Origin of the sequence: Mesorhizobium sp. M0077 (assembly GCF_040322955.1) — a bacterium.
GTDB lineage: Bacteria > Pseudomonadota > Alphaproteobacteria > Rhizobiales > Rhizobiaceae > Mesorhizobium.
This window is the reverse complement of sequence record NZ_JAMYUL010000016.1, coordinates 48,126-61,643: the sequence shown is the minus strand read 5'-3', so window position 1 is coordinate 61,643 and position 13,518 is coordinate 48,126. Positions and strand designations below refer to the sequence as shown.

Sequence of the window (13,518 nt, the reverse complement as noted above, 5' to 3'; positions counted from 1 at the left end):
GGAAGAATCAGGACAGGGAAACGGAAGCGACGAGCAGGACAGTGATCTCGCCCAGCTGCTGCAGGGCGCCGATCGTGTCGCCGGTGTGGCCGCCAATCTGGTTGAGGCAGAGCGCGCGCAAGGCGCTGAACACGAGAGCGAGCAGGATCAGTGCGGCAAAGGCGCCGCCGAGCCCCAGGGTCAGAAGCGGGATGGCGCCGAGCACGGCGCCGAGAACAGCTGTCTGGGCCGAGACGGTCCCGGCGCCGGCAGACAGGCCGTCACTGCGCGCCGCCGGCGCCAGATGCATGAACGCGCCGAGCAGGCCGCGCGATGCGGCGTGGGCGGCGATCAGCGCGAAGAGCACGCTTGTCGGATTCGCCAGTTGCGACAGCGCGCTCCAGCGAATGAGCATCGACAGGCCAAGCGCCGAAGCTCCATAGGCGCCGATACGGCTGTCGCGCATGATCTCGAGTTTTTTATCGCGCGTCTTGCCGCCGCCAAAGCCATCTGCGACATCCGACAGCCCATCCTCATGCAGGCAGCCGGTGGCGAGCAGGGTTGCTGCAAGCGCAAGTGCGGCCGCCGGCCCAGCGGCGAGACCGAGCTTTACCCCGATGGCGTAGACGACGGCGCCGACCAAAGCGACCGCGAGGCCGGCGGCAGGCGCCGCCCAGATCGCATCGGCCAGGCTGCGGCCACGAAAGTCGAAGACCGGCAGCGGCAGCCGGGTGAAGAAGACGAGGCAAAGCGCGACGTCGTCGAGCGCTTGCCGGGGTGAGGGCACGGCGGTCATGCACTCCTCGCAATGGCGTGGAAGAAGGTGCCGCTGACAAGGCCGCGGCGATAGCCGGAGGCGCCGAGCGGATTGCCCTGGCCATCGGCTAGGTCGGCCAGCGGCTCGTCATTGCCGGTGGCGATCATCTGCGCATAGTGGAATTCATGGCCGCGGATCAGCGCGCCTTGCGGCCCCAGCGGACAGGCGGCGCGCAGGCGTGCCTCGCGGTAGCCGAGGTTCATCTTGCGCTTGGCAAAGCTGGTGGAATGGCCGAGCAGGCCAAGCATGGCGTGCGTCTCGCGGGCCGCGTCCTCCAGCGCTTCGCCCAGCACCATGAAGCCACCGCACTCACCATGGATCGGCTTGGTCTCGGCAAACCTGGCCATGCCAGCTCGAAAATTGGTTGCCGCGGCGAGGCTGCCGGCGTGAAGCTCGGGATAGCCGCCGGGCAGCCAGCAGACATCGCAATTCTGCGCCGGTGCTTCGTCGGCGAGCGGCGAGAACGGAACGATCTCGGCGCCGGCCTGACGCCAGTGGCCGGCGACGTGCGGATAGAGGAAGGTGAAGGCGGCGTCTTCGGCGAGCGCGATTCGTTGGCCGGGCGGCTGCAAGGCATGTTCGAAACTGCCTGATGCCGGCGAAAACGGCGCGGCCAGCGCCATGATGGCGTCAAGATCGAGGGATTTCTCGACCATGTCGGCGAGGCGGTCGAGATGCGTCATCAGGTCGGCATATTCGCCGGCCTGGACGAGGCCGAGATGGCGCTCCGGCAAATTGAGCGTGGGATCGCGCAGGATGGCGCCGACGACCGGCAGGCCGAGCGTTTCGATCGCCTCGCTGCACAGCTTGCGGTGGCGCTCGCTGCCGAGACGGTTGAGCACGATTCCGGCCATGCGCACATCTGGGTCGTAGGTGGCAAAACCCTTCGCGACGGCGGCCGCCGTCGTCGACTGTCCCGAGACGTCGAGCACCAAAAGCACCGGCAGGTGGTAGAGCCGCGCCAGATCGGCGGCCGAGCCGGAGCGGCCTTGTCCGGCCGGGATGCCGTCGAACAGGCCCATGGCGCTTTCGAGGAAGATAAAATCGGCGTCCTCGGTGGCATTGCCGGCCAACGCGTTGAGCAGGTCAGGCGACATCGCCCAGCTGTCCAGGTTGACGCCGGACAGGCCAGTGGCGGCGGTATGAAAACCCGGATCGATATAGTCGGGGCCGGACTTGGCGCCGCGCACCTTGATGCCGCGCCGGGCGAGCGCGCGCAAAATGCCGATGGTGACGCTGGTCTTGCCGGAGCCGGAACGCGGCGCGCCGATGATGATGGCGCGGGTCATGCGTTACCCGCCAGTGCTGCGCGCATGGCGACGATGCCGCCGACGACAATGAGGGCCGGCGAGGCCAATTCCGCCGCGGCGGCCGCTTCGGAAATGGTGGCGAGTGTCGCGACGACGGTCCGCTCCTGCGGTGTCGTCGCCGAAACGATGACAGCCGCCGGCGTCGACGGCGCCAGCCCGCCTTCGAGCAGCGACGCGGCGATAACAGGCAGATTGGCCATGCCCATATAGATGACCACCGGCTGGCCGGTGCGGGCGATCGCGCCCCAGTCGAGATCGTCATCTGTGCCGGCGGCATGACCTGTCGCCAGGATGATCGCCTTGTTGATGCCGCGCATGGTTGCGGGAATGCCGGTGGCGGCCAGCGCGCTCAGCCCCGATGTCAGGCCGGGCAGGACGCGGAACGGGATTTTTTCGCGCGCCAGCGCCAGCGCCTCTTCGCCGCCACGGCCGAAAATATAGGGATCGCCACCCTTCAGCCGGATGACGCGGCGGCCATCGCGCGCCAGCCGCACCAGCAGAGCGGTGATGTCGTCCTGCTTCATCGACGGCTTGCCGCCGCGCTTTCCCGCAAAGAACAGTTCGGCCTTTTCCGCGACAGCGACGACGTCGGGCGAGACCAGCGCGTCGTAGACCAGCGCATCTGCCTCGGCTAAAGCCGCCAGCACTTCCAGCGTCAGGCAGCCGGGATCGCCGGGGCCGGCGCCGGCCAGCCAGACATGGCCCGGCTCAAGCGCACGGGGCTTGAAGTTCAGCCGTGCAAGCGCCTGTTCGAGCGTGGTGTTTTCGCTTTTACCGCTCACAATCCGTCCCGTCCCCGGAAACGCCGCTGATAGTGGGCGTCGTACAATGAACTCTCGCCAAAACCTTCCGCTGCCAGCGAGCGGCCGACGAAGATGATCGCCGTGCGCTCCATCGGGTCGGCGGCGAGCAGTGCCTCGATCGTGGCGAGCGTGCCGGTCAGCACGCGCTCGTCCGGCCATGAAGCGCGAAAGACGATCGCCACCGGGCAATCGCCGCCATAATGCGGCGACAATTCGGCGACGACTCGGTCGATGGCGTGGATGGCGAGATGAATGGCGAGCGTCGCACCGGTGCGACCGAACCCGGCCAGCGTTTCGCCGGGCGGCATTTTGGACGCGCGGCCGGAGACACGGGTCAGCACCAGGCTTTGCGCCACCTCGGGAATGGTCAGTTCGCGGCGAAGCGCGGCGGCAGCGGCGGCGAAGGAGGGAACGCCCGGCGTCAGCGTATAGGGGATACCATGCTTTTCCAGCCGGCGGATCTGCTCGGCCACGGCGCTCCACACCGAGAGGTCGCCGGAATGCAGGCGGGCGACATCGTGGCCGGCCTGGTGGGCTGTCACATATTCGACCTCGATTTCGTCGAGTGACATCGGCGCCGTATCGATCAGTTTGGTCCCCGGTGCGCAGTGTTGCAGCAATTCCGGCGCGACGATCGAGCCGGCATGCAGACAGACCGGGCAGCTTGCCAGCAGCTTGGCGCCGCGCAGTGTCATGAGGTCGGCGGCACCGGGACCGGCGCCGATGAAATGCACGGTCATGGCGCGTCTCCGCTGATGGCGATGGCGCAGGTGACCGGGCCGAGCACGGTGCGTGGACCAAGCAGCTTTGCACCGGGGCCGGCAACGGCAAGGGCGGAGGCTTCTGAGACAGAGGGTGTGCCGGCGAGATCCTGCGAGAGATCGGATTTGCTGAGTGCCTCCGACGAGACGGCCTGAAGTGCTGCGTCATCAACGATGATGACGGGAAGGTTGAGCGTGCGGCCAGCGGCAGAGATCGCTTCTTCGTCTTTCTTGAGCGCGGCGGTCGCCAAGGCCGACAGCGCCGTTATCGCCAGCCCGTGCGCTTCGAGGGCGGTTTCGATCGCCGCGAGCACGTCTTCGACGCTCACGCCCTTCCGGCTGCCGATGCCCGCCACCATCATGGCTTCACCCAGCTCCACTGGGTGACCGGCATGGCCGGGCGCCAGGCCTGCATCGAACCGACAGGAGAAGCGCGGGAAATGGTGATGCGGGTAAGGTCGCCGCCGCGCTTGATGTGCTCCGCGAGAAGCAGCGCCTCCATCTCCAGCGTCACCGCATTGGCAACGAGACGGCCACGGGATGGCAGCGCCTTGATGGCGGCGTTCAGTACGCCGGCGTCGCTGCCACCTCCGCCGATGAAGATCGCATCCGGCGTGTCCAGCCCGGCCAGTGCCTTGGGCGCCGACCCTTCCACCACGACAAGACCGGGCACGCCGCAATGCGCGGCGTTGCGGACGATGCGGGCGGCGCGGTCGCTGTTGGCCTCGATGGCGATGGCGCGCATCGAGGGGTGAGCGAGCATCCATTCGATGCCGATGGAGCCGGAACCGGCGCCGATGTCCCACAGCAATTCGCCACGCCTCGGCGCCAGCGCCGCAAGCGTGATGGCGCGGATGTCGTGCTTGGTGATCTGGCCGTCGTGCTCGAACAGATGGTCGGCGCGGCCAACGGTCAGCGGCAGGATGCGGGCCTCTTGTGTCGATTCAAGCTCAAGCGCCAGCACGTTGAGCGGATTGATGTCTCTGAGATCGAAAGCGTCGGCACGTGCCGAGCGAAGCTTCTCGTTCGGTCCGCCCAGCGCTTCCAGAACGGTCAGCCGCGAACCGCCGAAGTCGAGCTCTGCGAGCAGGCGCGCTATTGTCGCTGGTGCGTCGCCGTCCGATGTCAGCGCCAGGATGCGCGCCCTGGGATGCAGCAGCGGCCGGATCAGATCGAGTGGGCGGCCATGCAGCGAGATCACTTCGATGTCCTGCAACGCCCAGCCGAGCCGTGCGGCGGCCAGCGAAGTCGCTGACGGCGCGGGGATAACATGCATTTGCCCAGGCTTCACCTTGCGGGCAAGCGTAGCGCCGACACCATGGAAGAACGGATCGCCGGAGGCGAGCACGCAGACCTGCCGGCCGGCCAGCGCCAGCACGTCTGCCATGCCGGCATCGAAAGGAACCGGCCAGGCGCGCGCCTCGCCCTTGGCCAGGGAGGCCACCAGCGCCAGATGCCGCTTGCCGCCGAAGACGAATTCGGCTTGCGCGATCAGCCGCTTGGCCTCGTCGCCGAGACCCGCTAAACCGTCCTCGCCGATGCCGACGATTGTAAGCCATTTTGGCGTGGGCTGTTTTTTTGACATGTCGCGCCGCCCCTCATCCGCCTGAGGCGTTCGTCGTTCGAAAAGTCAAGCAATTGACTTTTCGTCTGCCAGCCAGACCACTCCTCACCTCCCCGTGTAGTGACGGGGAGAAGGGAGAAGCTCCGGCGCTGACGCCTCCCTCTCCCCGTTCTTCACGGGGAGAGGGTAGGGGTGAGGGGCAGCGCCGACGCTGTTCAACATGGTGCTCATGAAGAAGATTCTGATCCTTGGCGGCACGACAGAAGCGCGCCAATTGGCCGAAAAACTGGTGGAAGATTTCCGTGTCACCCTGTCGCTGGCCGGCCGCACCGAAAGCCCGGTCGCGCAAGGCGTGCCGGTGCGCAGCGGCGGATTTGGCGGCGCCGACGGGCTGGCCGCCTATCTCAGGGAGGCGGGCATCGACCTGCTGATCGACGCCACACATCCCTATGCGGCGCAGATATCCGCCAATGCGGCGCAAGCCTCGCGCCTGACCGGTGTGCCGATCCTGGCGCTGCGCCGTCCCGGCTGGAAGCCTGTCGACGGCGACCGCTGGACGCAGGTCGATACGACAGGCGATGCGGTGCACGCGCTTGGATCGACGCCGCGCCGCGCCTTCCTGGCGCTCGGCCGGCAAGAGGTCGCGGCTTTCGAGGCGGCGCCGCAGCATCACTACCTCATCCGCAGCGTCGATCCGGTCGAGCCGAAACTGGCGGTGCCGGATGCGACCTACCTTCTGGCGCGCGGGCCGTTTCGCGAGGCGGATGAACGCGCACTGCTCGAGGAGCACCGCATCGATGGTGTCGTGTCCAAGAACAGCGGCGGTGAGGCGACCTACGGCAAGATCGCGGCGGCGCGGGCGCTCGGTATCGAGGTGGTGATGGTGCGCAGGCCCATCCTGCCGGAGGTGCCGTCGGCCGAAACTGTCGAAGCATTGGCCGCGATGATCGATCATGGTCTCGACCCCGTCGCGGAGCGCGGCGTGTAGACCAGCGCCGGTTTGTCGCCGCGCTTGATGATCCGTGTTTCCGGCGAACCGATGATGATGCAGGTCGCCATGTCGGCTTTTTGCGCGTCGACATCGGCCAACAAAAAGACCTCGATGCGCTCGTCCGGGCGGCCGGCGGCGCGGCCGAAGATGACCGGCGTGGTGCCGGGCAGGATGGCGGCCAGGCATTCGAAGGCACGGCCGAGCTGCCAAGGGCGCGCCTTGCTGATCGGGTTGTAGAGCGCGATGACGAAGCCGGCGCCGGCCGCCGCCAGGAGGCGCAGTTCGATCAAGTCCCACGGCTTCAGATTGTCGGACAGCGAGATGGCGCAGAAATCATGGCCGAGCGGCGCGCCGATGCGGGCGGCAACCGCCAGCATGGCGGTGACGCCGGGCACGACAGTGACATCGACGGTGCGCCATTCGGCCGGACCGGCCTCGATCGCCTCGCAGACGGCGGCCGCCATGGCGAACACGCCGGGATCGCCGCCGGAGACGACGGCGACGTCATGGCCGTCCGCCGCCTTTACCAGCGCGTCCTTGGAGCGGGCGAGTTCCTCGCGATTATCCGAGGCGACGCGGGTTTGATCCGGGCGAAGATCAAGCCGGTCGAGATACGGCTTGTAGCCATAGAAGAACTTTGCCTCGGCGACGGCGCGGCTGGCTTGCGGCGTCACCTGGTCGGCATTGCCGGGCCCAAGGCCGATGACGGTGAGCCGGCCGCTCACGGCGTGCCTCCCATAACGCCAGGCCGGCCGGACCAGCCGGCGACCAGCACGATGGCGAAATAGGGGGCCTTGTCGTCCGGCTTGTCGGCGAGCTTCAACGAAACGCTGCCGGCCATGGTGCCGCGCTCGACATAGACGGCGCGGGTCAGTTTGCCGGTGGCTTCCAGCGCCCGCCTGATCTTGGGCAGGTTGCGGCCGACCTTCATGATGACGGCGGCATCGGTGTCGGCGAGACGGCGTGTCAGTTCGAATTCGCTCATCGTGCCGGGCAAAACCGTCAGCACATCGTCGCCCTGGACGATAGGCACGCCGGTCTGCGACCAGCAGCCCGACATGGCGGTGACGCCGGGGATGACTTCGGTCGGGAAGCAGTGTGCCAGCCGGACATGCAGGTGCATGTAGGAGCCGTAGAACAGCGGGTCGCCTTCGGAGAGCACGGCGACCATGCGGCCGGCTTCGAGGTGTTCGGCGACCTTCTCGGCCGACTCCTCGTAGAAATCGGTGATCTGCGAACGGTAGTCGTCGTGATCCTTGTCGATCTCGGTGGTGACGGGATAGAGAAGCGGCAGTTCCAGCATGTCCGGCCGGAAACGCGCCTCGACGATGGCGCGCGCGTTGCTGTTGTTGCCGCGCTTGGCGAAATAGGCAACGACATCGGCCGCGGCCAGGACGCGCGCGGCTTTCAGCGTCAAGAGTTCGGGATCGCCGGGACCGGTGCCGACGCCGACGAGGCGGCCTTTTGCCAGATCTTCTTTGACAGCTGCGTTCACAGGCCGGGCCTCGCCAGCGAATTGAGGGCGGCTGCAGTCATGGCGCTGCCGCCAAGCCTGCCGCGCACGATGGCGTAGGGCACGCCATAGGAATTCTGCACCAGCGCATCCTTGGATTCGGCGGCCCCGACGAAGCCGACCGGCATGCCGATGATCGCCGCCGGCTTCGGCGCGCCGTCGCGCAATTTTTCCAGGAGATAGAACAGTGCCGTCGGCGCATTGCCTATGGCGACCACCGAACCGGCCATACGCTCGCCCCACAGATCGATCGCCGCCGCCGAGCGGGTGTTGCCGATCTCCTTGGCAATGTCGTGCGTGCGCGGGTCGCGCAAGGTGCAGATCACCTCATTGCCGGCCGGCAGCCTGGCGCGGGTGACGCCATGCGAGACCATTTCGGCATCGCAGAAGATCGGCGCGCCGGCCGCCAAGGCGCTGCGGGAGGCGGCGACGAAATCGCTGGAGAAAACAAAATGACTTGATGCTTCTACCTGGCCGCAGGCATGGATCATGCGGATGGCAACGTCCGCCTCGGCCTCGGAAAAGCGGGACAAATCGGCCTCGGCGCGGATGATGGCAAAAGAGCGCTCATAGATGGCGTTGCCGTCATGGATGTAGTCGTAGGCGGCCATGCTTATTCCTGTCGGTAGCTTTCGGCGATTGCCGCCGGCCCGAGCCTTGTCAGGCAGGCGGCGGCGGTTTCGCCCTGAAATCGTGCGCTGCGGACCATCGCCGCGACGCGACTGACGCAGCGTGCGGCGTCATAGCCCGGCCTGTAGCCCGCAGGAAGGGCCTTTGCCGTCGCGTTCACGACAAGTCCGGCTCCGATTTCGCCGCCGACGATTGTTAGCGCGGCAGAGCCGGGGTGAGCGCAGCCCTTGGCGCAGCCGGAAATGTGCAGTGTGAAGTCGAGGATATCAGCGTTTTCGGCGGCGATTGTCTCGGCGATGTCGCGCGTGGCGATGCGGCCGGAGGCACACGCAGGGGTGCCGGGGCAGGCGGCGATGCGGGTGCGCGGGTCGGCGGCGGTGGTGACGAAGCCGAGCGCGGTGGCGGTGGCTTGCAGGAGGTGGTTTGCGGACGATGGTTGGCCGAGGAAAAGCAAGGCGCGGCCGGGGGCGAGGCGGATTTCGGCGACGCCGAGGGACAGGGCGCTTTGGGCGAGGGCGATGAGTTTTTCGGCCGGCACGCTGCCATAGGGGAGGGCTATGCCGAGAGCGGTGGTGTCGTTGGATAAGGGGAAAAGACCGATAGGCCGGCGATCCTGCACACCCCCCTCCGTCCTGCCGGACATCTCCCCCTCAAGGGGGGAGATCGGCAGCTTCGACGCCGGCTTTTCCTTAACAACACCGGAGATTAGTGAAATCATCGGTGAAAGCGTAATCTCCCCCCTTGAGGGGGAGATGTCCGGCAGGACAGAGGGGGGCGCCTCGCGCAAACTTGTCAAACATAGCCAATCGGCAAGAGATGCCAATTGCCTCTCAGACAAATCCTTTGCATGGGCGTCGCGGCCCTTCTCTGCAACCATTCGAAGAGCAGCGACAGTGATATCGCGCGCTGCATCGTCCCCAACCGTCGCAAGCAGTCTCGCGCTTTGGCCGTCAACAGCGACAGATACAGTCCACAGAACGCTAGCGCCGTCCCGCACCGCCTTCAGCCTGACATCGGCCGTCACCCCATCCATCGTCAACTGCCCGCCGCCATCGACAACCACCGAAACCTTCGGCCCTAGCCTTGGCGTCAGCCCAGCTTCCTCGACCGCAGCCCTGACCCGCTCAGCCAAAGCTCGCGGATCGGCAATCTCCCGCGGATCGATGCCGGCCAGCGGCCCGGTCTCGACCGGCACGCCGGTGCGCACGGCGATGCCCAGCGCATCCACCTCCGCCGCCAGCAGCCCAGCACTTTCCGCTGTCAGGCCGCGTATCTGCAGGCTGCCTCGTGCGGTCACTTCCATGATGCCGTTGCCGTGCCGCAGGGCGGATTCGGCGAGTCGGATCAAAAGCTTGGGCGAAAGACCTCCAGCTACAGGATTAAGCCGCACCAGCAGGCCATCGCCGGTCTGCATCGGCGCCGAGAGAGCCGGACAGGCGCCGCGGCGCGAGAAGGCGTTCATACCGCGACCCCGAGCGCCTCGGCCTCGGCGATCAACGCCGCGAGATCGTCGTCGATCGAGTTGCGCAAGGGATGCCACAGCCCACGCCGGCGCGCCGACAGGAAGCGTTCGGCGATGACTTTGGCTGCGGCCGGGTTTTCGCGCAGGATGAAGGCGCGGACATCGGGAGCACCGACATAGGCATCATGCACGGCCTCGATCAGCGCGCCTGAAATGGCGTGCGTGGTTTCGGCAAAGCCGATGAGGCGATCGACCGTCTCGGCGAATTCCGATGCGCCGCGCGGGCCGTGCCGCATCTGGCCGGCGATGAAACGCGCATTGACGGCTCGCGCCCGCACAACCCGCGACACAGCCTCGCCGACCGAGCGCGGCTTCGGCTTTTGCGGGTCGGTGGTGTCGAGCACGATGACGTCGGCATTTCGGCCCAATGCCGCAAGGGCGGCCGAAAAGCCGCCGATGAAGGCGACATCGGCGGAGCCCTCGAGAATATCGCGGCCGGGATCGTCGCCGGTGTGGACGAGCAGATCGGCCTCGGCGATGCGGGTCTCGAAAGCGCCGGGGGAGGCAATGCCTTCGCCCTCGGCGCCGCCATAGGCATGCGATGTCGCATCGAGATAGGCGCGGCCGATTTCTTCGCGCGCGGCCCAGTCGCCACTCGACAACAGGTCCTCGACGCCGGCGCCATAGGTGCCGGGCGAGGTGCCGAAGATGCGCGGGCCGATCTTGCCATCGGCACGGGTTCTGGCGGCGAGCGGGTTTTCCGAATCGTCCTCGTCGCGCGCGGCAACGGCGTTGGCAGCGGCGTCGATCAGCGCGATCTGGGTCGGGAACATGTCGCGGAACAGGCCGGAAATCCGCCAGGTGACATCGATGCGCGGACGGCCGAGCGTGGCCGGCGGCAGCACCTCGATGCCGGTGATGCGGCCGGTGGCACTGTCCCATTGCGGCCGGCAGCCCATCAGCGCCAGGCCTTGCGCGATCTCCTCGCCCCCGGTGCGCAGCGAGGCCGAGCCCCAGAGGTCGATGACCAGAGAACGCGGCCAGTCGCCATGTGACTGCATATAGCCGCGCACGACCTCTTCCGCCGCCGATCGGCCCAGATCATAGGCGGTCGGCGTCGGCATGGTGCGCGGATCGGAGGTGAAGAGATTGCGGCCGGTGGGCAGCACGTCGGAGCGGCCACGCGCAGGCGCCCCGGCCGGGCCGGCCTTGACGTGGCGGCCGTCGAGCGCCGCCAGCAGCGCGGCCTTCTCGGCTTCGGCGCTTTGCCGGCGCATGGCGTCGGGTTCGTCGTCTGGCGCGCGGCCGTAAATATGCAGGCCGTCCTTGATGGCGAAATCCTTGAGGTCGCAGAGCCAGGCGTCGATGCGGCGCAGCGCCTCGTCGGGCGCATCGGTTCCGGCGACGCCGGCTTCGGAGGCGAAGCCGGTCTTTTGCGCCGTGTCGACGATCAGCTTGGCCAGACGATCGCGGCGGCGGCGGTCGAGGCCGTCGGCCTGGGCATATTCGTCGACGAGGCGTTCGAGCTTGTGCTGCCCTTCGTCTAGGCCGGCACCGGTCAGCGGCGGCGGCAGATGGCCAAGCGTGACGGCGGCGATACGCCGCTTCGCCTGCGCCGCTTCGCCGGGATTGGAGACGATGAAGGGGTAAATGACGGGCAACGAGCCGGTGACGATCTCGGGGAAGCAGTTTTGTGAGAGCGCTACCGTCTTGCCGGGCAGCCATTCCAGCGTGCCATGAGCGCCGACATGGATGAGAGCATGGATGCGGAGCGATTTGCGCAGCCACAGGCCGAAGGCGATGAGGTCGTGGCGGGGAGGGAGCGTCGGGTCGTGGTAATCGGCGCGGCGGTCGGCCGAGCGGCCACGGTCGGGGGCGAGAGCGACAGTGATGTTGCCGAAGGTGGCGGCGCGGAAGGGGAAGCCGCTCTTACCCTCCCCCTTGTGGGGAGGGTGGCCCGCAGGGCCGGGTGGGGGTGGTGCACCGCTACCCCCACCCCGTTTCGCGCCATCCGCTTCGCGAATGTCGCGAACCGACCCTCCCCACAAGGGGGAGGGTGAAGGGGCGCCCCATGCCGCCTCGACTGCAGCCAGTGCGTCAGCCGGCAAATCCTTTGAGAAGTCCAGATACTCCTCCAACCCCAGCCCATCGCCTCTCCGCTCCAACGCGTCCAGCAACTCACGCGGCGTTTGCGGAATCCCTTCAACCCGATAGCCCTGCTCCTTCAGGTCATGCAGCATGGCCAGCACGCTGGACGGCACATCCAGGCCCACTGCATAGCCAGTGCGGCCGGGCGCGCTCGGATAGTCCGGAATGAGGATCGCCAACTTACGCGTCGCGCGGGGCGTCTGCTGCAGCTTGATGAACGCCGCGACACGCTCCGCCACTTGCGCAACGCGATCCGGTTCCGGGCGGTTCGCTAAGGCGCGGTGGCCGAGCGCCGGGTCGGTCTCGCTCTCGCCCTTGAAGGAAATCGCGCCGGCCAGGATGCGGCCGTCGAGTTCGGGCAGCACGACATGCATGGCAAGGTCGGCCGGCGCCAGGCCGCGCTGGTTGTTGTCCCAGACGTCGCGGCGGGTGGTGGCGACGATGACCTGGAAGACCGGCACGCAGGCCCGGTCGAACAGGGTTTGGACGCCGGGTTCGGCGCCGGATGCGAAGGCGGTTGAAGTGATGATGGCGGCGGGGTTGAGCGAGGCGAGCGCGGTCTCGACGAAGGCCAGCGACGTCGGGTCCTTCAGGCTGGAGACGAAGATCGGGACCGGTCTCATGCCGCGCTGGCGGAGTGCATCAAAGAGGGCATCGATTGGCGCGACATCGGCGGCCAGCAGCATCGAGCGGTAGAAGAGGATGGGGATGATGGGAGAGTTGATGTTGTCTGCGCCGAGTTCCCGCCCACCCCCCTCTGTCCTGCCGGACATCTCCCCCGCAAGGGGGGAGATTGATCTGTCGTCAACGGTTTCGCCAATCTTAGATGACCCAGACAGCTTCCTGTTCAACGGGGCCGAAGAGGAGCCGGCTTTGGTGACGGCTGATCTCCCCCCTTGCGGGGGAGATGTCCGGCAGGACAGAGGGGGGTGTGAAGGAACGCCGACATTGGCCAAATCCAACTTGCCCACCACGCCGCGACCTGGCTCGTAGTAACCAGCTTTCGGCACGCTAACCGGGTCAGCCGAAGCCGCATCCCGTCCCGCCAGCCCCGCCAATCTTTGCATCAGCGCTGTCATATTCTCCGGCCCGCCCTCGCGGAAATAGCCCAGCAGGCCGTCCAGCTCCGCGCGGGGCAGCGTCGAGGCTTCGATCAGCCTGAGGTCCTCGTCATGGCTTTCACCAGGCAGCAGCGCCAGCTTGATGCCACGTTCGCGAGCAGTCACCGCGAGTTGGTCGCAGCCATAGCGCCACCAGTCATAGCCGCCGAGGATGCGCACCAAGATCACCTTGGCCTGGCGGGCGACGCTGTCGATCCAGAGGTCCACGGACATGGGATGGCGCAGGTCGCGCAGCGCCGCCAGCCGCATCCACGGCAGGCGGGCGGCATCGGCCTTCCACGCCGCCGCGAGGCCGGCGAGGTCGCTGTCGGTGAAGGACAGCGCCACGATATCCGCCGGCGTCTGCCCGAGATCGACGGGCTCGGCGAGATCGTCGAGCGAGGCGGATGTGGTGGTGAGTATATGCATTTCGGCTCGTG

The 13,518-nt window shown here is 67.1% G+C and carries 12 protein-coding genes; 1 reads left to right on the top strand and 11 read right to left on the bottom strand.

Features of this window, described 5'->3' with window-relative positions:
• Positions 1-7: 7 nt before the first annotated feature.
• The 6 genes from cobS to cbiE are packed head-to-tail and all read right to left on the bottom strand — an operon-like array spanning position 8 to position 5,255.
• Positions 8-775: an adenosylcobinamide-GDP ribazoletransferase gene (cobS, locus tag NKJ57_RS25555; RefSeq protein ID WP_031249173.1), complete on the bottom strand. Its 768-nt coding sequence runs from the start codon at positions 773-775 to the stop codon at positions 8-10.
• Positions 772-2,085: a cobyrinic acid a,c-diamide synthase CobB gene (locus NKJ57_RS25550; RefSeq protein ID WP_023698348.1), complete on the bottom strand. Its 1,314-nt coding sequence runs from the start codon at positions 2,083-2,085 to the stop codon at positions 772-774. Before NKJ57_RS25550 ends, cobS begins: the two co-directional genes overlap by 4 nt.
• The gene (gene cobA, locus NKJ57_RS25545) at positions 2,082-2,888 is read right to left on the bottom strand and encodes a uroporphyrinogen-III C-methyltransferase (protein WP_023698347.1); all 807 of its coding nucleotides are present in this window, start codon (positions 2,886-2,888) and stop codon (positions 2,082-2,084) included. The genes NKJ57_RS25550 and cobA overlap by 4 nt, the downstream gene beginning before the upstream one ends.
• Positions 2,885-3,649 carry a precorrin-4 C(11)-methyltransferase gene (gene cobM, locus NKJ57_RS25540; protein WP_023698346.1) on the bottom strand — a complete coding sequence of 255 codons (765 nt, stop codon included), beginning with the start codon at positions 3,647-3,649 and terminating at the stop codon, positions 2,885-2,887. Before cobM ends, cobA begins: the two co-directional genes overlap by 4 nt.
• Positions 3,646-4,032 (bottom strand): cobalamin biosynthesis protein, encoded by a 387-nt coding sequence (locus NKJ57_RS25535; RefSeq protein ID WP_023690940.1) that lies wholly within the window; start codon positions 4,030-4,032, stop codon positions 3,646-3,648. Before NKJ57_RS25535 ends, cobM begins: the two co-directional genes overlap by 4 nt.
• Positions 4,029-5,255, bottom strand: a complete 1,227-nt coding sequence (cbiE, locus tag NKJ57_RS25530) for a precorrin-6y C5,15-methyltransferase (decarboxylating) subunit CbiE (RefSeq protein ID WP_352513040.1) — start codon at positions 5,253-5,255, stop codon at positions 4,029-4,031. The genes NKJ57_RS25535 and cbiE overlap by 4 nt, the downstream gene beginning before the upstream one ends.
• A 208-nt stretch (positions 5,256-5,463) precedes the next feature.
• Between cbiE and NKJ57_RS25525 the strand changes: the two genes are divergently transcribed.
• On the top strand, positions 5,464-6,222 hold the full coding sequence (locus tag NKJ57_RS25525; RefSeq protein ID WP_032903654.1) for a cobalt-precorrin-6A reductase: 759 nt from the start codon (positions 5,464-5,466) through the stop codon (positions 6,220-6,222).
• Here the strand turns inward: NKJ57_RS25525 and NKJ57_RS25520 are convergent.
• The 5 genes from NKJ57_RS25520 to cobN are packed head-to-tail and all read right to left on the bottom strand — an operon-like array spanning position 6,186 to position 13,507.
• Entirely contained in the window at positions 6,186-6,950 is a 765-nt protein-coding gene (locus NKJ57_RS25520; RefSeq protein WP_023700382.1) for a precorrin-3B C(17)-methyltransferase, read from the bottom strand. The two genes, NKJ57_RS25525 and NKJ57_RS25520, sit on opposite strands and share 37 nt — an antisense overlap.
• Positions 6,947-7,720 carry a precorrin-2 C(20)-methyltransferase gene (locus tag NKJ57_RS25515; RefSeq protein ID WP_352513043.1) on the bottom strand — a complete coding sequence of 258 codons (774 nt, stop codon included), beginning with the start codon at positions 7,718-7,720 and terminating at the stop codon, positions 6,947-6,949. The genes NKJ57_RS25520 and NKJ57_RS25515 overlap by 4 nt, the downstream gene beginning before the upstream one ends.
• A complete protein-coding gene (locus NKJ57_RS25510; protein ID WP_352513045.1) occupies positions 7,717-8,349 on the bottom strand; it encodes a precorrin-8X methylmutase in 633 nt (210 codons plus the stop codon). The genes NKJ57_RS25515 and NKJ57_RS25510 overlap by 4 nt, the downstream gene beginning before the upstream one ends.
• A 2-nt stretch (positions 8,350-8,351) precedes the next feature.
• Positions 8,352-9,830, bottom strand: coding sequence for a precorrin-3B synthase (gene cobG, locus NKJ57_RS25505; RefSeq protein ID WP_352513047.1), 1,479 nt, complete (start codon positions 9,828-9,830; stop codon positions 8,352-8,354).
• Entirely contained in the window at positions 9,827-13,507 is a 3,681-nt protein-coding gene (cobN, locus tag NKJ57_RS25500; RefSeq protein WP_352513049.1) for a cobaltochelatase subunit CobN, read from the bottom strand. Before cobN ends, cobG begins: the two co-directional genes overlap by 4 nt.
• Positions 13,508-13,518: the final 11 nt, after the last annotated feature.

Bases quoted from the DNA above. Each gene is read 5' to 3' on its own strand.
- cobS (WP_031249173.1), bottom strand. From the start codon at position 775: ATGACCGCCGTGCCCTCACCCCGGCAAGCGCTCGACGACGTCGCGCTT.
- NKJ57_RS25550 (WP_023698348.1), bottom strand. From the start codon at position 2,085: ATGACCCGCGCCATCATCATCGGCGCGCCGCGTTCCGGCTCCGGCAAG.
- cobM (WP_023698346.1), bottom strand. From the start codon at position 3,649: ATGACCGTGCATTTCATCGGCGCCGGTCCCGGTGCCGCCGACCTCATG.
- NKJ57_RS25535 (WP_023690940.1), bottom strand. From the start codon at position 4,032: ATGATGGTGGCGGGCATCGGCAGCCGGAAGGGCGTGAGCGTCGAAGAC.
- cbiE (WP_352513040.1), bottom strand. From the start codon at position 5,255: ATGTCAAAAAAACAGCCCACGCCAAAATGGCTTACAATCGTCGGCATC.
- NKJ57_RS25525 (WP_032903654.1), top strand. From the start codon at position 5,464: ATGAAGAAGATTCTGATCCTTGGCGGCACGACAGAAGCGCGCCAATTG.
- NKJ57_RS25510 (WP_352513045.1), bottom strand. From the start codon at position 8,349: ATGGCCGCCTACGACTACATCCATGACGGCAACGCCATCTATGAGCGC.
- cobG (WP_352513047.1), bottom strand. From the start codon at position 9,830: ATGAACGCCTTCTCGCGCCGCGGCGCCTGTCCGGCTCTCTCGGCGCCG.
- cobN (WP_352513049.1), bottom strand. From the start codon at position 13,507: ATGCATATACTCACCACCACATCCGCCTCGCTCGACGATCTCGCCGAG.